This window comes from Bacillus sp. Marseille-Q1617 (assembly GCF_903645295.1).
GTDB lineage: Bacteria > Bacillota > Bacilli > Bacillales > Bacillaceae_B > Rossellomorea.
In genome coordinates this window covers 1,465,741-1,486,922 of record NZ_CAHJXM010000001.1, presented here as the reverse complement: position 1 = coordinate 1,486,922, position 21,182 = coordinate 1,465,741, and the positions used below count along the sequence as shown (strand labels likewise).

The following is a 21,182-nucleotide window of genomic DNA, read 5'->3' as shown; positions in this document are numbered from 1 at the left end:
AAAAAAGTATATATGACTAAGAAAGGATTTGTTAAGATGAGTATCGAGCGTTTAGATTCAAGGATATCATTAGTAGACCTGATGGATTTGTCAATGGAAGCACGGACCGGGAGCTATATCATTCATGAAGAATCACTTGCGATCATTGAAACATCTGCCAGCCCCTCAATCCCTCATCTAAAAAAAGGTCTCTCTAAGTTAAACATTAAATTAGAAGATATTCAATACATAATTCTGACTCATATCCATTTAGATCATGCCGGAGGTGCAGGCCTCTTCCTGGAAGAGTGCCCTTCAGCGACCATCATTGTCCACCCAAAGGGATTCAGGCACATGAATGATCCCTCGAGGTTGATCGCCGGAGCAAAAGCCGTTTACGGTGATGATTTTGATACATTATTTGCACCCATCAAACCAATCCCTGAGAAGCGCATGGTTGTTAAAAATCACGGAGAAACCTTGAAACTGAGTGAAGGATGCACTCTCACTTTTTATAATACGCCCGGGCATGCCAACCATCATTTCAGTATTTACGATCCAGTTTCAGGCGGAATGTTCACTGGTGACACATGTGGAATCCAATATCGGGCAGATGAAGCATCCTTTTATCTCCCTTCCACATCACCCAACCAATTTAACCCTGATTCAATGAAGGAAGCGATCCATTTTTTCAGAGATATGAAATTAGATCGGATCTATTTCGGTCACTATGGGATGACAGAAGAGGTGGAACAGGCTCTTAATGAAGTTGAGGGATGGCTGGAATTGTTCATGGAAAAAGCACAAAAGACATTTTCCCCCAAGGCCTCAATGGACGAAAACGTCGAAAAACTCTCTGCTGAACTATACAATCTGGCAAAAGCTTCTTTTGTTCAAAAGGGCTTGGATCCACAGCACTCACTATTTCAACTCTTGGAACTTGACATGAAGGTTTCTGCAATGGGAATAGTCGACTATTTAACAAAACTACAAAAGGGGAAATGAAAGTTTGAGAAAAGTTACGTTATACACCCAGCCTGATTGCCCGCCTTGCGAGGTAGTAAAGCTCTTCCTGAAAGAATATAAGATCGAATACCTTGAAAAAAATATTAAGGAAGACAACGGGGCAAGAGAACATTTGATCAACCAATTGAAATCCTACTCAACTCCTACCATCACTGTCGACGATACAGTCATATCAGGATTTAACCTGGAAGCGCTCAAAACGGCATTGAATTTATAAAATAAATCACATTAAAAAAGATACCTCATCACCCTGGAGGTATCTTTTTTAATGTTTATTCTTTGTATGACGTGATGTCTCCCGGCAATTCATTGGTTATAGAAGATACTTTCCAATCACCTTTTACCTTTGTTAAAACAACGGCTTCCACTCCCGGCTCTGTTGAGACAGGACCTTTTTCTTCACCTGTCCGTTCTTCCCATATGTACCACTTTCCATCTGCATACTTAACTTTTGTGTGCTCATCGTATTTAAAGAAAGGAATATAGTATGGTGCAAAGTCTGAACCAAACGTTTGAAAGCCATCTTCTACTTTTATGACATTTTCTTCAATAAATGAATCAGACAGTTCTTCTGTAAAGGAAGAATTAAGCTGGTTTTCAATGGCTTCCAGTGATTGAGGCTGTTCACTTAATGAAACTTGGGTTTGGAACGCTTCCTTTACTAAAGCCAGTGCCTGCTTTTCCTTGAAAGTGGACGCCTGGGTCTGATTGACTTGTCCGCACGCTGCTGAAACCAATCCGATGATCATAAATAAGAGCAATAATCTTCTTTTTTCCATTTTATTCCCCTCCTTAAAATAATTAGATGAATATATTGTAGCAACTGAAATTTGTCGATTGGCTAAGTTTTGTTCGAATAATCTCTACAAGGATTGACATCGTTTTCACTTATTTGTAAATTTCCCGGTGAAATTGGAAGTTAAACACTATGAGCACTGGAATATCTAACCAGAAAAAGAGGCTGGGAAAAAATTAAAAACCCGAACCAATTTGCCATTTAAACTACAAATCGGTTCGGGTTTTTACTTACACTATATCTCTTATATCCCAGCCTCTTTTTTACTAACATGGTTTCGGTAATTAGCCCTGACCGTTTCCGTCCAGCAGTCTAACATATCCCTCAAGCCTTGCCGGGGCAAAATTAATACGAAAAATTAAAGGAAAGATACAAAATCATGACGACCACGAAAACGGTAAATACTAAGATCGCGAGAAATACCGGATTCCGAATGAAGGGATGCTGCTTAACAGCCTCCGGAATATCTGTGTCGAAATCACCTTTTAACCGCTTCTCCTGCCCTGCAACCTTAAATGTATAATAAACTGAATATCCAGCTACTGCTATTGCAATTAATGAGAGCAGTATAATAAAAATACTCATCCATGCCCCTCCTTTTATTGATCCATTACAGATAATTTCCCCTAATGGGAAAACCCTATTCAAGGAAAAGTGGATGTGCTTCCATTAGTATAGGAGGCAGGTAAGAAAATTTGGTTTGAGGTCTATCTTGGCAAAATGCTTCTAATAAAGAAGGCTTTCTTCTTCAAATAAAAACTCATAAGATAAATCCATGAAAAGATATAATCCATTTCCAAATGGATAAGAGTAGGTGCGGATTGGTTCCCCAGAATCAATATCACTATAGATATCCGACAATAATCCTTTTTTATTGATTCTCATTCGGAGAATGTTTTCCAAGAAATACGGGCGCCAGCTCCAATTCTTCCCCTTGAATCTCTGATGGAGCTCCCATTTACCATGTACTTTCAGGATATTGCTTGTGACCTGAAACCCATTCTCATCGCACATATACAATCGAAAACACTTATCTGCAAATGTGACTGCGAGTCCGGTGAGCAGTTTATCAAAGTCTTCTGTTTGTTTTTTCAGCTGTGATAACGTTTGGGTGATCTCTTTATGTAAATCATCCGCGAATTGATAACCTGCTTCTAAATGTTTCTTTTCATAACGAATGTAATCCTCGCATTTTTCCTTTAGTTTGTCTTTAAGGATTTCACTTTTCAAGAAAGTAGCTGAAGGGTGCTTTAGATAATATCCCTGATAAAATCTGCCTCCATTCAACCATGCAAATTGCAGCTGATAATTAATTTCTATATTCTCGAACAGGAGTGAAGCTCCAATTTTTCTGGCAAGCACGGAAAGACTGAATAATATATCTTTGTACATCTTGTTTCCTGCGTCATTTCGAAGTTGTGAGAGATCGACTTTCAGAATATCGGGAGAAAAATGTGACAGTCTGTCAAGCTCCCCCATGTTCCCGCCAACATTGTCGATGGCTACTTTAATTCCATACGTTTTATAATATAAAAGAACATGTAAAAGCTGTTCGAAATCGCCGTGAAACGTCTTCTCGGAAAGCTCTAATACTATACGATTCAACTGAAGTCCTTTGTCTTTATAATCCAGCAGTAATTCCAGGAAGGATTCCCCATGGTCGAACATGAGCAGCCTGGCATCACGGTTAATAAAAATCAACCCTTCCTGATTAGCTGAAATGAATTGATTGAGTGCCTTTCTAGTCACATTTTCATCGACTTCCATCTTATATTCATCTGGAATATCATTACCCGTGAAAAAAGGGCCAAGGCTTACCGCCTCCCCATTCTCATGGATGATTCTGCCCAGCACTTCATAGCCGATTATTTTATGTTCATCCGCGCTGAAAACCGGTTGAAAATAAGGAATGACTTTCTCAATATTTGAAATGATATCTAAGGGATCCATAAGCACTCCTCCAACCTTAAACATTTTTTTGCATAAGTATAACATATGAACCCTTAGTGTTAAGCTTAAATGATCGAAAAATCAGCAAAAAAAGAATGCAATCACTTAAAAGCATTCTTCTCACCTGACAAAGCTGCCTTTGTGGAATTTACTTACTTAAAGTGTTTGCATTCTGACTGCCTGCGGTTTTATTTATCATTATGTTCATTCAAAAGCTTACATGATGGATATTAGAATGGAAATTGATTCAACCATTGACCTCCATCCAATGTGATGCATTCTCCATTCATATATGCTGCTTGTTCAGAAGAAATGAAGTAAGCAAGTCCCGCAATTTCTTCAGGGGTCCCGAGCCGCTTTAGAGGCACGCTTTCAATCGTACGTTTGGCAGCTTCATCTGAGACCCATAGCTTTTCTGCCCCTCCTGTTCGTTCAATCGGTCCCGGGGCGATGGCGTTGGTACGTATTCCATACTTGTGACCCCATTCAACAGCAAGCGTTCTCGTCAAAGATAAGACACCCGCTTTTGCCGCAGCTGAGTGGGCTACCCCGGCTCCGGCATTCCATGCATATGTAGCCACCATATTGATAATCGACCCTTTTTGCTTTTCTGCAATCCAATGATTGCCCACTGCATGGGAACAAAGGAATGTTCCATTCAGAACGATATCAATGACAGATTTCCATCCGTTAGGAGTCATTTTTTCAACAGGGCAGATAAAATTTCCGGCTGCATTGTTGATCAACACATCAATTCTACCGAACTTCTCTGCTGTGAATTTAACCATTGCCTCAGAGTGCTCCTGTTCTCTCACATCCATCTGAAATACTTCCAGTTCCCCTTCAAGCGCTGCGAATTCTTCTTTTACTGACTGCAGTCTCTCTTCATTCCGCCCCGTGATGACGACATTCGAACCCTTTTCCAGGAAAAATTTCGCCATATATTTCCCCATACCATTGGAGCCTCCAGTGATGATCACCGTTTGTGTTTCTCCCATTATACATATCCCCCTTTAAAGTGAATGAATATTCACTCATTATTTTATCACAAACCGTTTCCAAACAGCCAGCTTTGAGACATAAAAAATCCGGCACATGATGAAAATCACGTGCCGGACAGGTCATTTAACTATCTTGATTATTAACAATGGTTTCATGAAGCTGCGCTAAAGCTTTAATAATCGTCTTATTCCTTCTATATCCTTTCGCTTCGACAGAAACATGATCAAATGTAACGATGACTTTACCTAAAGATCGAGGAGTATGAAATCCTTGTACATACACCTTGACAGTCCCTCTATCGGTAGGGAGAAACAGGATTTCCATTTGCTTCTTCTTCATCTTAATCCCTCTCCTTTAAAAACATTGCTCTAGTAGAAGGGCTTTCGATTTCTGCTCCGATTCATTCCGTACTGAAGCGAAGCGAATGATCCGGCCCTCGTTTTAACATAAGTCATCGCCCTGCACCTGTCAAATCCTAAGATTATCAGAATGCTTCCGTTTAAGCATGGACATAATGCTCTAATTCTTCGGGACCTTTTGGCTTACTGAAGTAAAAACCTTGCGCTTTCTGGCACTTTGCTTCTCTCAGGAAATGAACCTGACCCTCTTTTTCCACACCTTCTGCAATCACTTCAAGGCCGAGACTGTGGGCGAGATGAATGATCGTTGTTGTAATGGCCGAATCTTTTTGACTGGAGCCGATTTCCCTAACGAACGACTGATCTATTTTAAGGATGTCGATAGGAAATCTTTTCAAATAATTTAGAGATGAATAACCCGTTCCAAAATCATCCACGGAAATAAATACACCAAGCTCCTTTAGTTTCTTGAGCACTTTTAATGTTTGCTGAGTATCCTGCATGGCTCCCTCGGTAATTTCAATTTCCAAGCATGCAGAGGGAATTTCATACTTGTCAAGGTACCCTCTTATCGTTTCCACAAGCTGTTCTTGAAGAAATTGTTTGGGAGATATATTTATCGCAATCCTTACGTTTTTATAGCCCTTTTTCCTCCAATTCTTTAATTGCATGCAGACTTGCTCCAGCACCCACTCTCCGATTCCGTGAATGAGTCCGGTTTCTTCTGCAAGCGGGATAAACTGTCCCGGTGATACGAAACCGAACTTCCGATTATTCCAGCGAATCAACGCTTCAAAACTGTCGACATTGCCAGTTGATAAATTCATCTGAGGTTGATAGTGAATATACAATTCTTCCTTTGCTATCGCTTTTCTCAGATGTGATTCCATTATAATATAATTGGGAAAGCTTGATTCCATGTGAGTTTGATAAAACCTGAAATGGGCCCTCCCTTTTTCTTTTACCTGAAACAGAGCCTGTGCAGCCTTTTGGATGAGGGAATTGGCATCATACCCATCCGCAGGGTAACGGCTTACCCCGATGGAAGGACTGATATAGAATTCCTGACCATCTATCGTAAATGATTGATGAAATAACGACAGTACTTCCCCTGCTTTTTTCTTTGTATCTTCCAAGCTGCTATTCTTCAATAAATAAATGAACTCATCGCCCCCTTGTCTGTATAGAAGACAATGCTCATCAGTCAAGGTCACCAAGCGTTCTGATATTTTATTAAGGAAGCGGTCTCCCCCTTTTAATCCAAGGGTATCATTCACAAATTTAAATCGATCTAAATCCAAGTATAAGACCGACAGCTCCTTCTCCGTATCCTCCATCGATTGAATGAACAGGGGAAGATGCTCATCTAAAGCTTTTCGATTCCAAAGCCCGGTCAACTGGTCATGAAGTGCCATATAATGAATCATTTCATTTTGCTCGTAAGAAATTGTATTATCCTTGACAATGATATAACATCCGTCAAATTTCTCTTTTACCACAATCGGGACCGCTTTCAGGCTTGTTACTTTATCCTTCCTTTTGCTGGTTTTCATCAAACAATGCTCTAAAGTAGCCGGCGTGCCTCTCAATGCCTTTTCCAATGTGTGCTGCAGGTCCTCCTTGACCGATGAGTGAAATAGCTCAAAGATACTGTAATTCATCAATTGTGTTTTGGTATAACCAGTCAGTTGACAGCCGGCAATATTTGATTCCTTTATTACCCCATTCGAGTCCAAAATAAAAATGGCATCTAAATTATGTTCAATGATCGATTTATATCTGTTTTTTGCATTTGTAAGCCTTCTCTTTTCTCTCATCAGGGGTGTGACATCTCTCGTGATGGACACAACATATTCTATTTCTTCCGATTCATTTTTGATAGGGGTTAAAATCGATTCATTTACTACCTGTTCCCTTCCTGGAAGCATGATCGTGTCCCTGAAGATAATGGTCTCTTCATTTTCTACCAATTGAACATACTTTTCTTTGAGACGTGCTGCCAGTTCTCCTGGAAGCACATCATCCAGCAGCCTTCCCATATCTTCATTTTTTATTTCCGTACTTCTCTTTGCAGATTCATTTATATATACATAACGAAAGGAAGGTCCTTCCTCGACTTTCATAATAAAGATCAAGTCATTTATATTTTCCAAAACAACTTCTTTTAAAACAGTGTCTAACTTTTCATTTTCTTGTTTCTTGTTTAATACCTGCATGAATTTCATCCTCATCGCGTGAACTTGGTTGATTATATTCTCCTATATACATTGTACTAGTAAATGGTCACATTTCCTATAAACATGTGTGAAAATTCAATATTTACTGCATCTTTAGTATTTTAGACCCGTAAATCCTCTTTGTTGCTTTTTCTTTATAAACAGGCTCACAGTGAAGAACCTGACCATAGAATAATAAGAATAGAGAGGAGGTTATTCATGTATCATCGCTCGTTTAACCCTTATAATCATTACATTAACCCGGCCATGAGAGGTTACGATCAGCGTTTCTTTCCTTTTTTTGGTCTTCCGTTTATAGCTGGGGGTTTAGCTGGTCTCGCCATCAGTCCATTCTTATTTAACAGACCTTGCTGCCCGCCGTACTATCCGCCTTACCCGCCTTATGGACCTTATGGAGCCTATGGAGCTTATGGAGGCGCACCATACGGTGGCAATGGGTACGCTCCTACCCCGTATAATGTAACAGAAAATATCAATATCTACCCGCAAACACCCTAAAGCGGAGGCGGCTCGCCCAGCCCCGACAAGCATAAGGTGAATGGGCCGGGAAGGCGCTTTTTGCCTTCTTGGACCATTTAACTTATGACCTCGAGGGGCTAGCCGCCGGAGCTGGATATCACCTAAAGCGGAGGGGCTTTGCTCAGAGGCGTGTGGCATAAGACGAAACGGCCACGAAGGCGCTCTTTGCCTTCTTGGACGGTTTGACTTATGACATGTGCCTCTAAGCCCCGGAGCTGGATGACCCTAAAGCGGAGGCGCCTCGCCAAGCCAATAACCAATCAACATATTAACCCAAAAGAACTGATCATTTACATGATTCAGTTCTTTTTAGTTTTTTGAAAAAATTGAACATTTTCTAACAATAAATTATTTTCATAACCTTTCCAACCATAGGAAAAGAATGTATAATAGTAGGGAATAAAACAGAAAGGAGCTAAAAACTTGAGAAATCCTAGTAAAAATACCCCTTCCTCCACATCAGTAAATACCCTCTCTCAAGCTATTTTCACTGTTAATCGCCATGCCAAGACTGCCGGTAACCCAAAATATTTGTATGCATTAAAAAAACGTGCATTGATGAAGATGATCCGTGAAGGAAAAGCCAAAAAAGTAGGACTCCATTTTTCAAAGAATCCTAAATTCAGTCAGCAGCAATCAGATGTCCTGGTTGATTGCGGTGAATACACCTTCCACATACCTCCTTCAAAAGAAGATTTTAAACAATTGCCGCACCTGGGGACACTCGACCAATCCATGAGGAACCCGAAAAGTAAAATGGGCCTTCAACAGGCAAAAGGCATCTTGGAAGACTATACCGGAATGTCTGATACTGATGATAAACGTAAAAAACATGGAAAAAGCAGTTATCAAAAACCTGTATTTAAAAAGCTGGGTGACAGCTTCTTTTAATACCTTGAGAATTTAGCGCATTAACGCATATCCACTCTAAAGGGTGGAAATGGCTGTATGATTGAACAATCATACGGCCATTTTTATTTCAATCACAATACGAACTGATCAATCCTCGTTATCAGCTCTGCTATTTCAGGCTTGCTTACTTGTTCCTCCGCCCCCACCATCTCACCTTTATGCCTTAAATCATTTGTAATCAGTGAAGAAAAAATGATGACCGGCAGCTTCTTTAAGACAGGATGACTTTTAATTCTCTTTGTAAGATGGTGGCCGTCCATTTGAGGCATTTCAATATCAGTAATCACCAATCCGACTGATTCTTCGATAGGGCCGGTTTCTTTTGCAAGTGATTCCAGATAAGCCAATGCATCAGACCCATTCTCAAAAAATTCAACCGAATCGTATCCCGCCTCAGTCAATGTGTCATGCAGAAGTTTTCGAAGAAGCGGCGAGTCTTCAGCGGCCACTATTCTTTTATCTCTTCTTTCTCTTGGTCCGAGTTTTTTCAATTGATCGACGTGTATTCCGGATTCAGGATTGATTTCAACCATGATACTTTCAAAATCCACCATGAGGACCATAGAATCTTCACGCTTCACCACCCCGATGATTCCTGATTTGATTCCAGAGTACATCTCCGATGGTTTTTCAATCTGGTCCCATGAAATTCGGTGAATCTGAGTAACATTATGTACATGGAAAACCACTTTTTGTTTATTGAACTCAGATACGATAAATTTTGACTGTGGTGATTCTTTTTCTTCCAGTCCCAGAACTCTTGCCATATCCACAACGGGAAGAACTTCTCCCCGCAATTGAATCAGTCCCTTTACATGAGGATGAGAGTGCGGGATAGGAATGATTGGGGTGGGTAGAATGATTTCCTTCACCTTTATTACGTTAATTCCAAATTTATTATCTTGAACTTCAAATTCAACCAGTTCAAGTTCATTTGTCCCGCTTTCCAGCAGGATCCCTTTTGAATCATTCAATTTCAAAACGTCCTTCCCTTAAATAATGCATTGTTCATATGTTTTTAAAAACCTCACATATTTTATATCGAACAATTCCTTCACTTGTTTACACATTTTTGCAGTATTACAAAAATCCAAGCTTATCCTATAATACATTTTCATTACATACATCAATACCGAATCAGCAAACTAATGGTAGGAGGTGTATACAAATGCCAGAGAGACGAGATACGGAGAATAGAAGGATTCTCGATTTTGAAGAAATAAATGGTCACATTTTGCCAGCACAGTATTCAAACCCTCTATTAGCAATTGGAAAGAATAAAGAGGGGAATGATGATTTTGATGAGGTCTTTTATGTAGAAGGCAAAAGAGGTGTTGACCGCGACCAAGATGAAAATTCAAAAAAGTAATGCAACACTTCATTAAAAAAAGCGATTGGGGATAGAACCTCCAATCGCTTTTTCGTACTTATACTTATATATTACACGCCTCTTTTATTTCCCCAAACAAGCGTGTGAAGCTGTGGGAGAACCCTGACGTGATTTAATTCTTCATCATTTGAGACCCTATCAATCAATGCTTCGTAATCATTCAGTAAATCAGAAACCAATTGTTTTGTATTTTCTTCCATCACTTTTGGATTTCCAGTCTGGATATAGAAAGGGATTGACGGGTATCGTTGATGAACCACCTTTGCATATTGCAGATCTTCATCATTAAAGACAACCACTTTCAAACTGATGTTGGAGTCGTTGTCCCTCAAATTTTGAACGATAAAGTCCAATTTTTCAAAATCCGTTTTCATATGGGAACTTGGCGGTTTGGGTGAGATGGTTAAATCATCGATATCATAGAACCAATCCTGCCATCTGCTTCCTTGCGTTTCAAGTGCTGACTGAATGTTTTTCTCTTTAAAGATGGTCAATAGCTCATTTAAACTCGTAAGGAGAGCAGGATTCCCTCCAGAAATCGTCACATGTGAAAAACGTTCTCCGCCTATTTCTCTTAATTCATTCCATATCTCTTCAGCTGTCAGGAGCCTGATATCGTCTTTCGCAGAGCCGTCCCAGGTAAATGCTGAATCACACCAGGCACAGCTATAGTCACATCCTGCCGTTCTCACAAACATCGTTTTTTGTCCGATGACCATGCCTTCTCCTTGTATGGTCGGTCCGAATATCTCTAAGACAGGGATTTTTTTCATGATGCTCTCCCCTTTTTAGGTCTGTAGATTACATAGGATGTGGGTGTCTCCCGCAAAAACACCTGAAGGCACTGAGGCCGATGCGCCAACGTATCCAAATGCTGCTGCACAATCTCACACACCGTCTTGGCTACTGCTTCAGTGGTCGGGAATTTCATGGGATCATGATTTGAAAATCGGCTGTCTTCATTCAGGAGAGAGTGATCGAACCGCTTATGAATCAACTTTTTGATATGTTGAAAATTAATAAGAAAGCCGGATTCATCCAGTTCATTTCCCCCGATGGTGATATTAGCAAAGTAGGTATGACCATGCACCTTCTGACAATCACCTGCATCCTCGTGTGGTATATAATGTGCTGCTGCAAAATGCATATCTTTATTCAGTTCGAATTCAAAACCATGTTGAGGAGTCGGATATATTTGCTGCAGCATTATTCCTCTCCTCCTTTTTTACTCTCTAAATAATCACTCAAACCTCTTTGTCTCAATTCACAGGCAGGACATTCACCGCACCCATCACCTTTTACACCATTGTAGCAGGTTAACGTATTTTCCCGGATATAATGCAGTGCATCGAGGTGATCGGCCATTTCCCAAGTCTGGGCTTTATTAATCCACATTAATGGAGTATGAATCACAAATTGTTCATCCATTGATAGATTCAAGGAGACATTCAGTGATTTCACAAAAATATCCCTGCAATCAGGATATCCACTGAAGTCTGTCTCACAGACACCGGTTACGATATGTTTTGCACCGATCTGCTTTGCTAACACACCTGCAAATGACAGAAATAACAAGTTTCTCCCAGGCACAAATGTCGAAGGTAATTCACCTTCCTCGTGAATGATCTCTTCATCATTCCTCGTCAATGCACTAGGTGCGAGCTGGTTCAATAAACTCAAATCCAGTACATGATGCGGAACATCTAAATCCTCCGCGATTTCTTTTGCACAGTCCAGTTCAGCCACATGCCGCTGTCCATAATTAAACGTCACTGCTTCCACTTCTTTAAATTGTTTTTTTGCCCAGAACAGACAAGTGGTACTGTCCTGCCCGCCGCTGAAGACGACTAAAGCTTTTTCTTGATTCATTGCCATTCTCCTCTCATTCTTTAGGCATTGATCCCCCGCCTTAAAAAGAAGAAAAAAGATTCTCTATAACTCTATAATCATGCTCTTCCCTCTGAATCTGTCTCCTGCCAGAGTGAAAGCTGTATGGAACAGCTTGAGAAAATCTGCTTAAACAAAAACAAACGACACCTAAGGATGCCGTTTCCCTTAGTTTTTTATAGAGGGTTGTGCTAGAACCTCTCGGGAAATTAAGTAATCCCAATTCTTCTTTTGTCCTCATCCAATATACCGCGTTTTCGAGTAAAAATCCACCGTTTAACTGAATTTTTCATTCCCGGAACACCCGAATATAATTTCATTCACTTGATTGGTGCGGATGGTAGAACTAGTATAATGTATAGACAAAAAAAAGTGGGGTATCTAAATGCTGACAGAATTAATGGAATTCATATTGGAAATCGACAAATTGAAAAATATTGAGCGCCGTACCTATATAAGTAACAAGAAACGGAGGGAAAACAGCGGGGAACACTCATGGCATGTCGCAATAATGGCGATGACTTTATTCGAAGCGTATGAAAGAAAAGAAGAAACAAATTTATTTACTTCATTAAAAATGTTACTTTTGCATGATGTGGTCGAGATTGATGCAGGAGACACATATGCATTTGATTCTATCGGCTATCATGACAAAGCAGAAAGGGAGCAGAGGGCAGCTGACAGACTGTTCGGTATACTTCCCGAATCAATATGTAAGGAATATCGTGCATTATGGGAAGAATATGAAGAGGGAGCAAGCAATGAAGCAGTCTACGCGCATATGATCGATCACATCCAACCGCTTTTATTGAATGTCGCGACAGAAGGAAAGTCATGGAAGGAACACGGGATAAAAGCTTCTCAGGTCCTAAAGAGAAACGAATGGATAAAGGAGGTATCCCCAAGCATCCATTCACAGATGGAGAAATGGGTGAATACCGCCGTTGAAAATGCATGGCTGATGCAGGTGAAAAAATAAAGAACGAGCGGACATACAACTGTTCGCTCGTTCTTTATTCATTGGATATAACAAATCCTTCAAGTCCATTCAGATATTTGCATCAGAATTATTTTAACTTAAGAAGCCTTCTTTTCCGCCTTCTTTTCCTAGTCCCGAATTTTAGCCACCCTATCTTCACAAAGAAGCCAAACATGATGAACGCAATCACAGCCATTACTCCTAGCACGATGAAATACCCGTTATGCTCATTCAATTCCGGCATGTAAACGAAGTTCATTCCGTAAAGTCCCGCAATAAAGGTAAGAGGCATGAAAATCGTCGTGATGACCGTTAACGTCATCATGATATTATTCATTTTATCAGAATTGATAGAGAGATAATTATCGCGTATATCTGCAGAAAATTCACGATATGACTCCAGCATCTCAACTTGTTTGATCAGGTGGTCATACACATCGTTAAAGTATAATTGCTCTTCTTTCAATGAATTCAACCTGCCCGAATTACTGATTCTGTACAGCAGGTCCCGCATCGGTATAAGGATTCTCCTCAATTTGGACATTTCATGACGGATATCGAATAATTCATCCATCAGATTTGAATCTGAATCCTCGTTCGTATTTTCTTCAATGGTATTTAAGCGATCTTCAATGCTGTAAATCAAAGGAAAATACTCATCGACCAGCCTGTCCACGATACCATGCATGATGGTAAACGGACTTAGCTGTCCACCTTCTTCTTTTACCGTCTTCCATAAGTTATTTATTTCTTTAACCGGTTCTTTATGGAATGTAACGATGAATCTTGAATTCACGAAGAGATTTACTTCGTATGACTCAAGTGTCGTGCGCCTGATCGCATGCATCAACACAAAAATATACCCATCATAAAAATCCAATTTAGGTCTCTCACTAAAGTCATCCAGGCAGTCTTCTATTGCAAGAGGATGAAATTGAAAGAAACGTTTCAACATACGAATATCCCTTTCGGTCGGTTCGTTAAAATCGACCCAATACCATTTCACATCACTTTCCTTAACTCTCGATACCGGCACATCTTGGAGAACATCCCCATTATTTAAAATTGCAGTCGTTCGAATCATTGCTGTAATCACCTTCAAGCCTATCTTTACTTTTCTATCCATTCCCCTTTTTTATTCAATTCAAACAAAAGCATACCTTTGGTCCAATAAAAAATGATAAAATATGTTACAAATGATAAAAGTAGGTGTACATCTTGGAACAATACTTAAATCCTAATGTAAAGGACATCAAAATCTCAGGTATCCGAAAGTTTTTTAACATGGTGGCTGACATAGAAGGCATGATCTCCCTCACTATAGGACAGCCTGACTTTCCCACTCCTCTACATGTAAAGGAAGCTGCAAAGAGAGCAATAGATGAAGACTTTACTTCCTATACGCATAATGCTGGATTTCTACAGTTAAGAGAAGCTGCATCCGCTTATGTTGGTTCAAAATATAATGTGCATTATCAACCTGAATCCGAAGTGATAGTGACAAGTGGTGCTTCCCAGGGAATCGATGTAGTGCTTCGTTCGATTTTAGAACCAGGAGATGAATGTCTACTTCCCGGCCCTGTATATCCCGGGTACGAACCCATCATCCATCTGTGCGGCGCAAAAGCCATCCATATCGATACAACAGAAAACGGGTTCAAGGTCAGTGCAGAATCAATAAAGAAACATATGACAGATTCCACAAAATGCATCATCCTTCCATATCCTTCCAACCCTACTGGGGTCAGTTTGACTGCAGCAGAATTAAAGGAGATTGCCTCCGTACTCAAGGGCCGAGGAATCTTTGCAGTTGCAGATGAAATTTATAGTGAATTGACATTCGATGGGGCTCATCGTTCGATCGCTGAATTTCTAAGAGATCAAACAATCATGATCAATGGCCTTTCAAAGTCCCACAGTATGACAGGCTGGAGAATAGGGATGATCTTTGCTCCGGAATGTATAAGTAAACACTTACTGAAGGTCCATCAATACAATGTGTCCTGTGCTTCTTCTGTCTCCCAGAAAGCAGCATATGAAGCTTTGACAACCGGTGTAAATGATGCTGATGAGATGAAAAAGGAATATAAAATACGAAGAGATTATGTATATAAACGGTTACAGGAAATCGGATTTCATAATCTCGTCCTTCCTGATGGTGCTTTTTATTTCTTTGTTAAAATCCCGGACATGATTGATATGACATCATTTGAATTCGCCCTTGCCCTTGCACAGGAAGAAAAAGTGGCTGTGGTCCCCGGAGACGCTTTTTCAACATATGGCGAAGGATATATACGCCTTTCATATGCATGCTCGTTGGAGCAGTTAAAAGAAGGTCTGTCACGGATTGAGTCATTCGTCACCAAACACATGTAAAAAGGACAGACCTGTCAAGGTCTGTCCTTTTCTATTACTTTTTATATTCTCCGTTGTTTTTAGATGCTTTTTCTTTTTTGGCTTTATCTTTGTGAATCTTATTCGTTGCTGCACTGCCAAATTCGTGTGCGAACTCTTGATTCAACTGGGAAGAATCAAATCCCTTTTTATTTTTTTGCTGCGGGTCGTTCTTCTTTGTGCGTTTTGCCTTTTCCCTCACACCCTCTTCACTTTTTGTATTTCTTTGCAGAAACACTATAGTTATTATTTATCTGTCAAAGGGAAATATTCAATTCAAACCTACGGGCAAAAACTGTCATTTAAATGCACAAAAAAAAGACTGCTCAGCAATATACTGAGTCAGTCAAAAAAAGGAAAAGGGGGTGTTAGTGAGAAATTAATCTCCAATTTCATGCTTGCTTATAGATTACCCGCCTTTCAGAATAACTAAACCTTTTATTTTTAATTTTTTTATTTATTTCTTTACAGAAAAAGCTGCTTACAAATTATTTTTGTGAAATACCTTTAAAAAAGCGCTTTCATCAAGTATAATGAACAAGTAAATTCTGATAAATGAGGTTCTGTCATGTATCGTAAAGAACAGTTTGTTTTCAGAAAAGATCAAGTGCATCAAGCCGTTATCCGGAATTATACAGAGTCTGATTTCGATGAACTCATTCGGATCCAGCAACGGGCCTTCCCTCCGCCTTTCCCTGAGGAGTTATGGTGGGATAGGGATCAATTGGAGAATCATATAAAGCATTTCCCATTAGGTGCCCTTTGTGTAGAGATTGACGGGCAAATAGCTGGCAGTATGACTGGTCTTATTGTCGACTTTCATTCCTCCAGACCTGATCATACCTGGGATGAAATGACGGATGAAGGCTACATCCGGACACATAATCAGAATGGAAATACCCTTTACATAGTCGACCTCTGCATCGATCCTGATTTCCGCGGATATAAACTTGGAAAAGTATTAATGAATGCCATGTATGAGATTGTGGTTCATTTGCACCTCCACCGTCTTCTGGGCGGCGGCCGCATCCCTACTTACCACAAGTTTTCTCATCTCTTTACTATTGAGGAATATGTTAAAAAATTAACTGCCGGCGAATACAAAGATCCTGTCATAACATTCCTGCTTCAATGCGGAAGAACGCCGTTAAAAGCAGTAAAAGGCTATCTTGATGATGAAGAATCCTGCGATTATGGACTATTGATGGAATGGAAAAATCCTTTCATTCATTGGACATAAAAAATAGGATTGAAAGAGTACTCTCTTTCAATCCTTAGAAAAGGGGGAAATGAGAATGAAAAGGCCGTTTGGGTGCCTCAACTTCTTATTCTTTATTACATTACCCCCCGTTACCGATAGTTAAACATTATTTTAACTTTGGGAAACAGCTTTTTCAACCGCTTTGATGACCTCGTCATTTGTGTCTAGTTGAAGCACTTCTTCAGCAAGCTTTTTCATATCGCTTTGATTCAGACGATGGATTTGGGAACGTGCTCTTAAAATGGATGTAGCACTCATTGAGAACTCATCCAAACCTAGCCCAAGTAAAATAGGCACGGCAATTTCATCGCCAGCCATTTCACCGCACATACCTGCCCATTTGCCTTCATTGTGAGCTGCATCAATGACCATTTTCACAAGGCGCAGAATTGCAGGGTTGTATGGCTGATACAGGTAAGACACGCGTTCGTTCATACGATCGGCTGCCATTGTATATTGAATCAAGTCATTTGTGCCGATTGAGAAGAAATCGACTTCCTTGGCGAATACATCAGCCATGACAGCAGTCGATGGAATTTCAACCATGATTCCCACTTCCATTTTGTCGGCTACTTCTGTACCTTTATCCACGAGTGATTTTTTCTCTTCTTCAAGAATCGCTTTTGCTTCTCTGAACTCCTGTAGATTTGAAATCATCGGGAACATGATCTTCAAGTTACCATAAGGACTCGCCTTCAATAATGCTCTTAATTGGGTACGGAAGATTTCCTGCTCGTCCAGACAAAGACGAATCGCACGATACCCAAGGAATGGATTCATTTCCTTAGGAAGGTTTAGATATGGAAGTTCTTTGTCGCCCCCGATATCAAGCGTACGCACAACAACAGGTTTGCCCTCCATGCCTTCAAGCACTGCCTTATAGGCTTCGTATTGTTCTTCTTCAGTCGGAAGCTCATCGCGCCCCATGTATAGGAATTCTGTACGATAAAGTCCTCCCCCTTCACCGCCGTTATTCTTTACACCTTCTAAATCTTTAGGCGTTCCGATATTCGCTGCCAGCTCTACATGTTGACCATCTTTGGAAACGGTCGGCTCGTTTACAAGCTTAGCCCATTCCGCCTTTTGTTCTTCATAGCGTGCATGCTCTTTTTTATATTCTTCAATGACCTCAGGCGTTGGGTTAATATGTACTTCCCCATTTAAGCCGTCAACGATTACCATGTCACCATTTTCAACAGAGGAAGTAATAGATTTTGTACCAACAACCGCAGGGATTTCCATTGAACGAGCCATAATGGCAGAGTGAGATGTTCTGCCTCCGATGTCGGTTGTAAATCCTTTTACAAACTGACGGTTTAATTGTGCAGTGTCAGATGGAGTCAGGTCCTCTGCAATGACAATCACTTCTTCAGTCACCATACTTGGGTTGGCAATTTGAACTCCAAGTAAATGTGAAAGGACGCGCTTGGTTACGTCTCTGATATCCGCTGCACGTTCTTTCATATATTCATTGTCCATTGACTCGAACATAGAAACGAACATGTCAGCAGTTTCTTTAAGTGCAAATTCAGCGTTTACACTTTCAGTTTTCACTTTATCTTCAATAGGTGTCAGTAATTCTGGATCGCTTAATACTAAAAGATGTGCTTCAAAGATTTGGGCTTTGTCTTCACCTAAATCTTCCCTTGCCTTATCCCTGATCGCTTCAAGCTCTGATTTAGAAGTTGAAATCGCCGCCTGAAAACGAGCTACTTCTTCATCTGCATTTTCAACAGACTTCTTTTCGAAATTTAAATCAGGTTCTACCAGACGATAAGCTTTAGCAATGGCAATCCCGTTAGATGCCGCAATGCCTTTTAAGATGCTTGACATTACTCAGCTAAACCTTCTTTATTTAACGTTTCTTCCAGGCTCTTCAGTGCTTCTTCTTCGTCGCTTCCTTCAGTAATGATTGTGATTTGTGCATCCTTGCCGACACCTAGAGACATAACTCCCATGATTGATTTTAAGTTTACTTTCTTTTCTTTGTATTCAAGATGTACATCGCTGTCGAATTTGCTTGCCGTTTGAACCAATAGTGTTGCCGGGCGGGCATGAATTCCTGTTTCAGCTGTAACTGTAAATGTTTTTTGTGCCATTATGAATCGACTCCTTATTCTACATTGTTTTTGGTTGCTTCATAAAAGTAATGGATAATGAAGAAAACGTCAACTATTTCTAGTGATTAATCCATTCTTCCTATAAGCCTGCTCAATAAAAAAGAATAGCATGCAATGGCGATATACACAATTGTAAAGCTTTATTTTTTTAGTATTTCATATATTTGCCACTATTATGTTTGTCATTTTATGTTTCCCCAAAAAATGAGTAGTTTTTATGCCGCTGTTGATTTCCGTGCAGGACTTCGCTTTCTGCTGGTGTCCGGTGAGCCTCGGGGAAGACAGGCGGAGACGGCTCGATCAGAGGCGACAAGCATAAGACGAGCAAGCCGGAAAGGCGCTTTTTGCCTTTTTGGCTTGCTTGACTTATGATCTCCAGCCTCTAGCCGCAGCTCGACACGTCTCACATTGGCCACTTCTCCCGCAGGAGTCTTCGTCCTGGCACTCCAATCAACAGCTGGGTCTTATACAGTTAAATCAGCTTTAACAACAGAAGGAGCAATCCATCATTACATACAAAAAAATGAGATATTTCATAATGGTCGAAGATAGAATCATTTTCTTTTTTCAATATACTTATTATTCCTTCACATTAATAGTCCTGTTTTTAAGCAGGGTGTTATAGCCGATTCTGGCTTTGATGACTGTTCCGCTGAGGGTTGATTGATGGTCTTCTGAAGTGTTGGTGTATACGTTCACGAGGTCACAGATGCATCGGGCGAATAATTCAGAGACTTGTTTCAGGTCTCTCGCTTCATAGACCGGGTCATCTTTCATCAATTCTTCTATTACATCCATCGCCAGGCTTTTTACACGCAGTGCTTGCTCTGTTTCATACTTCATAAAGAATTCTCCTCCCCATTCTTCTTTCTCTATCATATGCAGTCATATAGGGAGAAAAGAACGGGAGGTTTCTACTTTCTATCAATTTCACTAAAACGGAAGATTCACTTATATATTTAATTGGCAATGCTTAGTGAAAAGGAACTTATAGCCTAAGTAAATGAAAAGGATGACTGTCAAAGCAACACTTCCCACGATTCCGAGCAAGATGGCGATTTGATACTCAATTGCCACCAGCGGACTGACGCCTGAAAGAATCTGGCCGGTCATCATTCCTGGCAGGAAGATGATTCCCATGCCGATCATATTATTCAGGGTGGGAAGGATGGCGGAGTCGAAAGCATTATCGACATATTTCTTGGATGCTGCTTTTGGTGTAGCACCCAGCATCAAAGCACCTTCCACTACTTCTCTCTGGTCTTTCAGCCCGCCTAGGAGGGTATTGAGTCCCAGTGTGATGCCGGTCATTGAATTTCCCACGATCATCCCTGCTATCGGAATGAAATAACGCGGTTCGTACCAAGGGGTGAAGTGGATGACTACGATATTGAAATAAAACAGGCAGCCAAGCGTTCCAGCCGTCATCGCAATACTGACAGTGGCTTTAAGCTGTTTACTCAATTCGTGTTTCACCTGCTTGAAGACATTCCTAATGGCGAATACCTCCATGACTAAGATGATCAACAGTGTCAGCCACGGGCTTGGGTTATCAAAAATATAAGTCAGGATGTATCCGGCTATGATCAATTGGATTGTCATTCTCAAAGATGCAATGATGATTTGCTTTTCCCTTGAGATCCCTCTTAGTTTTACAATGATTAGCAAAATAAGTATGAACGCATATGCTGCAATGAATCTCCAAAGTTCGATATTGATGATTCCTTTTTCCACCTGATGATCGCCCCCTACCTTTTAGTGATCTTGATTATTTCATCACCATACTGTTCAGCAACATTCGTTGAATGAGTCACCATGATCACTGTCCCTCCATGATCACCCGTTGCGTGAATGAAGCTTTTCATCACTTCTAATTCTGTATCCTCGTCCAATGCGGAGGTCGGCTCATCCAGTAAATATACTTCGGGTTTCATCAGAAGGACCCTCCCAAGAGACAAACGCTGCTTCTCGCCCCCGGATAAATCTTTTGCATCTGTATCCAGATCCTTGTCCAGTTTCACTATTTTCAGAGTCCGGTTCATTTCTTCACGGGTTGCGGTTTGCTTTTCAGAAAAAATCAGCCCTTTTTGAAGGTTTTCTTCTATTGTGTCACCAAAAAGTAAAGGGGTCTGAGAAATCATCACTACTTCCCTCCGCAGACCCACAGGGTCCATATCCTTGATTGGTCTGCCCTTATAGCGAATAGTGCCTTTTTCTGGTATGTACATTTTATTGAGCATTTTCAAAAGGGTGGATTTTCCCGCACCGCTTTCTCCAATGATGCATGTATTTTTGTTTTCAAGTATATCCATCTCTTCTATTTCCAGTATATCTTTGTAGACCAGGTCTCTGATGGTAAATAACATGAACT

At 40.4% G+C, this 21,182-nt stretch carries 25 protein-coding genes and 1 riboswitch; of the genes, 8 read left to right on the top strand and 17 right to left on the bottom strand.

Annotation, left to right across the window (positions count from 1 at the left end; genetic code table 11):
- The first annotated feature begins 36 nt into the window (after positions 1-36).
- Together HWX64_RS07425 and HWX64_RS07420 are read left to right on the top strand one after the other, a co-directional pair.
- On the top strand, positions 37-984 hold the full coding sequence (locus tag HWX64_RS07425) for an MBL fold metallo-hydrolase (RefSeq protein ID WP_175988666.1): 948 nt from the start codon (positions 37-39) through the stop codon (positions 982-984).
- 4 nt (positions 985-988) lie between these two features.
- Entirely contained in the window at positions 989-1,222 is a 234-nt protein-coding gene (locus tag HWX64_RS07420; protein WP_175988664.1) for a glutaredoxin family protein, read from the top strand.
- A 55-nt stretch (positions 1,223-1,277) separates the two neighbouring features.
- Here HWX64_RS07420 and HWX64_RS07415 read toward each other — a convergent pair whose 3' ends face one another.
- The 6 genes from HWX64_RS07415 to HWX64_RS07390 all read right to left on the bottom strand — a co-directional run bounded on the left by HWX64_RS07415 (position 1,278) and on the right by HWX64_RS07390 (position 7,328).
- Positions 1,278-1,784, bottom strand: a complete 507-nt coding sequence (locus HWX64_RS07415) for a DUF3993 domain-containing protein (RefSeq protein WP_175988662.1) — start codon at positions 1,782-1,784, stop codon at positions 1,278-1,280.
- A gap of 362 nt (positions 1,785-2,146) precedes the next feature.
- Complete coding sequence (locus HWX64_RS07410; RefSeq protein WP_175988660.1) at positions 2,147-2,386, bottom strand: hypothetical protein; 240 nt, start codon at positions 2,384-2,386, stop codon at positions 2,147-2,149.
- 141 nt (positions 2,387-2,527) lie between these two features.
- Positions 2,528-3,751, bottom strand: coding sequence for an EAL domain-containing protein (locus tag HWX64_RS07405; RefSeq protein WP_175988658.1), 1,224 nt, complete (start codon positions 3,749-3,751; stop codon positions 2,528-2,530).
- Positions 3,752-3,981: 230 nt separating this feature from the next.
- On the bottom strand, positions 3,982-4,749 hold the full coding sequence (fadH, locus tag HWX64_RS07400; RefSeq protein ID WP_175988656.1) for a 2,4-dienoyl-CoA reductase: 768 nt from the start codon (positions 4,747-4,749) through the stop codon (positions 3,982-3,984).
- Between the two features lie 127 nt (positions 4,750-4,876).
- Positions 4,877-5,092, bottom strand: a complete 216-nt coding sequence (locus HWX64_RS07395; protein WP_175988654.1) for a hypothetical protein — start codon at positions 5,090-5,092, stop codon at positions 4,877-4,879.
- Between the two features lie 160 nt (positions 5,093-5,252).
- Positions 5,253-7,328, bottom strand: coding sequence for a GGDEF and EAL domain-containing protein (locus tag HWX64_RS07390; protein WP_175988652.1), 2,076 nt, complete (start codon positions 7,326-7,328; stop codon positions 5,253-5,255).
- A 219-nt stretch (positions 7,329-7,547) separates the two neighbouring features.
- Between HWX64_RS07390 and HWX64_RS07385 the strand changes: the two genes are divergently transcribed.
- Together HWX64_RS07385 and HWX64_RS07380 are read left to right on the top strand one after the other, a co-directional pair.
- Positions 7,548-7,847: a hypothetical protein gene (locus tag HWX64_RS07385; protein WP_175986305.1), complete on the top strand. Its 300-nt coding sequence runs from the start codon at positions 7,548-7,550 to the stop codon at positions 7,845-7,847.
- Between the two features lie 444 nt (positions 7,848-8,291).
- On the top strand, positions 8,292-8,759 hold the full coding sequence (locus tag HWX64_RS07380; RefSeq protein ID WP_175988650.1) for a YkyB family protein: 468 nt from the start codon (positions 8,292-8,294) through the stop codon (positions 8,757-8,759).
- A gap of 92 nt (positions 8,760-8,851) precedes the next feature.
- Here HWX64_RS07380 and HWX64_RS07375 read toward each other — a convergent pair whose 3' ends face one another.
- Entirely contained in the window at positions 8,852-9,754 is a 903-nt protein-coding gene (locus HWX64_RS07375; RefSeq protein WP_175988648.1) for a chemotaxis protein, read from the bottom strand.
- Between the two features lie 194 nt (positions 9,755-9,948).
- On the opposite strand from HWX64_RS07375, the gene HWX64_RS07370 reads away from it, so the two are divergent.
- The gene (locus tag HWX64_RS07370; RefSeq protein WP_175988646.1) at positions 9,949-10,149 is read left to right on the top strand and encodes a hypothetical protein; all 201 of its coding nucleotides are present in this window, start codon (positions 9,949-9,951) and stop codon (positions 10,147-10,149) included.
- A gap of 71 nt (positions 10,150-10,220) precedes the next feature.
- Here HWX64_RS07370 and queE read toward each other — a convergent pair whose 3' ends face one another.
- Genes queE through queC form a run of 3 tightly spaced genes read right to left on the bottom strand, consistent with a single transcriptional unit; the run spans position 10,221 to position 12,039 of the window.
- Positions 10,221-10,943 (bottom strand): 7-carboxy-7-deazaguanine synthase QueE, encoded by a 723-nt coding sequence (gene queE, locus HWX64_RS07365; RefSeq protein ID WP_175988644.1) that lies wholly within the window; start codon positions 10,941-10,943, stop codon positions 10,221-10,223.
- Positions 10,940-11,377: a 6-carboxytetrahydropterin synthase gene (locus HWX64_RS07360; protein ID WP_175988642.1), complete on the bottom strand. Its 438-nt coding sequence runs from the start codon at positions 11,375-11,377 to the stop codon at positions 10,940-10,942. The genes queE and HWX64_RS07360 overlap by 4 nt, the downstream gene beginning before the upstream one ends.
- Positions 11,377-12,039 (bottom strand): 7-cyano-7-deazaguanine synthase QueC, encoded by a 663-nt coding sequence (gene queC / locus HWX64_RS07355; protein ID WP_175988640.1) that lies wholly within the window; start codon positions 12,037-12,039, stop codon positions 11,377-11,379. Before queC ends, HWX64_RS07360 begins: the two co-directional genes overlap by 1 nt.
- A 180-nt stretch (positions 12,040-12,219) precedes the next feature.
- Positions 12,220-12,264, bottom strand: a riboswitch (PreQ1 riboswitch).
- 178 nt (positions 12,265-12,442) lie between these two features.
- Here queC and HWX64_RS07350 point away from each other — a divergent pair.
- Positions 12,443-13,036: an HD domain-containing protein gene (locus HWX64_RS07350; protein ID WP_175988638.1), complete on the top strand. Its 594-nt coding sequence runs from the start codon at positions 12,443-12,445 to the stop codon at positions 13,034-13,036.
- 88 nt (positions 13,037-13,124) lie between these two features.
- Here HWX64_RS07350 and corA read toward each other — a convergent pair whose 3' ends face one another.
- Positions 13,125-14,162: a magnesium/cobalt transporter CorA gene (gene corA, locus HWX64_RS07345; protein ID WP_254871064.1), complete on the bottom strand. Its 1,038-nt coding sequence runs from the start codon at positions 14,160-14,162 to the stop codon at positions 13,125-13,127.
- A 92-nt stretch (positions 14,163-14,254) separates the two neighbouring features.
- Here corA and HWX64_RS07340 point away from each other — a divergent pair, with 92 nt between their 5' ends.
- Positions 14,255-15,412 (top strand): aminotransferase A, encoded by a 1,158-nt coding sequence (locus HWX64_RS07340; RefSeq protein ID WP_175988636.1) that lies wholly within the window; start codon positions 14,255-14,257, stop codon positions 15,410-15,412.
- 34 nt (positions 15,413-15,446) lie between these two features.
- Here the strand turns inward: HWX64_RS07340 and HWX64_RS07335 are convergent, their stop codons facing one another.
- Entirely contained in the window at positions 15,447-15,632 is a 186-nt protein-coding gene (locus HWX64_RS07335) for a hypothetical protein (RefSeq protein WP_175988634.1), read from the bottom strand.
- Between the two features lie 366 nt (positions 15,633-15,998).
- Here HWX64_RS07335 and HWX64_RS07330 point away from each other — a divergent pair, with 366 nt between their 5' ends.
- Positions 15,999-16,670, top strand: coding sequence for a GNAT family N-acetyltransferase (locus HWX64_RS07330; RefSeq protein WP_175988632.1), 672 nt, complete (start codon positions 15,999-16,001; stop codon positions 16,668-16,670).
- 132 nt (positions 16,671-16,802) lie between these two features.
- Here HWX64_RS07330 and ptsP read toward each other — a convergent pair whose 3' ends face one another.
- The 5 genes from ptsP to HWX64_RS07305 form a co-directional block, all read right to left on the bottom strand.
- Complete coding sequence (gene ptsP, locus HWX64_RS07325; RefSeq protein WP_175988630.1) at positions 16,803-18,524, bottom strand: phosphoenolpyruvate--protein phosphotransferase; 1,722 nt, start codon at positions 18,522-18,524, stop codon at positions 16,803-16,805.
- Positions 18,524-18,790, bottom strand: a complete 267-nt coding sequence (locus tag HWX64_RS07320) for a phosphocarrier protein HPr (protein ID WP_032089054.1) — start codon at positions 18,788-18,790, stop codon at positions 18,524-18,526. Before HWX64_RS07320 ends, ptsP begins: the two co-directional genes overlap by 1 nt.
- A gap of 600 nt (positions 18,791-19,390) precedes the next feature.
- Positions 19,391-19,654 carry a hypothetical protein gene (locus HWX64_RS07315; RefSeq protein ID WP_175988628.1) on the bottom strand — a complete coding sequence of 88 codons (264 nt, stop codon included), beginning with the start codon at positions 19,652-19,654 and terminating at the stop codon, positions 19,391-19,393.
- A gap of 108 nt (positions 19,655-19,762) precedes the next feature.
- Positions 19,763-20,545: an ABC transporter permease gene (fetB, locus tag HWX64_RS07310; protein WP_175988626.1), complete on the bottom strand. Its 783-nt coding sequence runs from the start codon at positions 20,543-20,545 to the stop codon at positions 19,763-19,765.
- Positions 20,546-20,559: 14 nt separating this feature from the next.
- On the bottom strand, positions 20,560-21,177 hold the full coding sequence (locus HWX64_RS07305) for an ATP-binding cassette domain-containing protein (protein WP_175988624.1): 618 nt from the start codon (positions 21,175-21,177) through the stop codon (positions 20,560-20,562).
- Between the last annotated feature and the right edge of the window lie 5 nt (positions 21,178-21,182).

What these genes read in the sequence shown, in the direction of transcription:
- HWX64_RS07425 (WP_175988666.1), top strand. Translation starts at nt 37, where the DNA reads ATGAGTATCGAGCGTTTAGATTCAAGGATATCATTAGTAGACCTGATG.
- HWX64_RS07415 (WP_175988662.1), bottom strand. Translation starts at nt 1,784, where the DNA reads ATGGAAAAAAGAAGATTATTGCTCTTATTTATGATCATCGGATTGGTT.
- HWX64_RS07410 (WP_175988660.1), bottom strand. Translation starts at nt 2,386, where the DNA reads ATGAGTATTTTTATTATACTGCTCTCATTAATTGCAATAGCAGTAGCT.
- HWX64_RS07405 (WP_175988658.1), bottom strand. Translation starts at nt 3,751, where the DNA reads ATGGATCCCTTAGATATCATTTCAAATATTGAGAAAGTCATTCCTTAT.
- fadH (WP_175988656.1), bottom strand. Translation starts at nt 4,749, where the DNA reads ATGGGAGAAACACAAACGGTGATCATCACTGGAGGCTCCAATGGTATG.
- HWX64_RS07395 (WP_175988654.1), bottom strand. Translation starts at nt 5,092, where the DNA reads ATGAAGAAGAAGCAAATGGAAATCCTGTTTCTCCCTACCGATAGAGGG.
- HWX64_RS07390 (WP_175988652.1), bottom strand. Translation starts at nt 7,328, where the DNA reads ATGCAGGTATTAAACAAGAAACAAGAAAATGAAAAGTTAGACACTGTT.
- HWX64_RS07385 (WP_175986305.1), top strand. Translation starts at nt 7,548, where the DNA reads ATGTATCATCGCTCGTTTAACCCTTATAATCATTACATTAACCCGGCC.
- HWX64_RS07370 (WP_175988646.1), top strand. Translation starts at nt 9,949, where the DNA reads ATGCCAGAGAGACGAGATACGGAGAATAGAAGGATTCTCGATTTTGAA.
- queE (WP_175988644.1), bottom strand. Translation starts at nt 10,943, where the DNA reads ATGAAAAAAATCCCTGTCTTAGAGATATTCGGACCGACCATACAAGGA.
- HWX64_RS07360 (WP_175988642.1), bottom strand. Translation starts at nt 11,377, where the DNA reads ATGCTGCAGCAAATATATCCGACTCCTCAACATGGTTTTGAATTCGAA.
- queC (WP_175988640.1), bottom strand. Translation starts at nt 12,039, where the DNA reads ATGAATCAAGAAAAAGCTTTAGTCGTCTTCAGCGGCGGGCAGGACAGT.
- HWX64_RS07350 (WP_175988638.1), top strand. Translation starts at nt 12,443, where the DNA reads ATGCTGACAGAATTAATGGAATTCATATTGGAAATCGACAAATTGAAA.
- corA (WP_254871064.1), bottom strand. Translation starts at nt 14,162, where the DNA reads ATGGATAGAAAAGTAAAGATAGGCTTGAAGGTGATTACAGCAATGATT.
- HWX64_RS07330 (WP_175988632.1), top strand. Translation starts at nt 15,999, where the DNA reads ATGTATCGTAAAGAACAGTTTGTTTTCAGAAAAGATCAAGTGCATCAA.
- ptsP (WP_175988630.1), bottom strand. Translation starts at nt 18,524, where the DNA reads ATGTCAAGCATCTTAAAAGGCATTGCGGCATCTAACGGGATTGCCATT.
- HWX64_RS07320 (WP_032089054.1), bottom strand. Translation starts at nt 18,790, where the DNA reads ATGGCACAAAAAACATTTACAGTTACAGCTGAAACAGGAATTCATGCC.
- HWX64_RS07315 (WP_175988628.1), bottom strand. Translation starts at nt 19,654, where the DNA reads ATGAAGTATGAAACAGAGCAAGCACTGCGTGTAAAAAGCCTGGCGATG.
- HWX64_RS07305 (WP_175988624.1), bottom strand. Translation starts at nt 21,177, where the DNA reads ATGTTATTTACCATCAGAGACCTGGTCTACAAAGATATACTGGAAATA.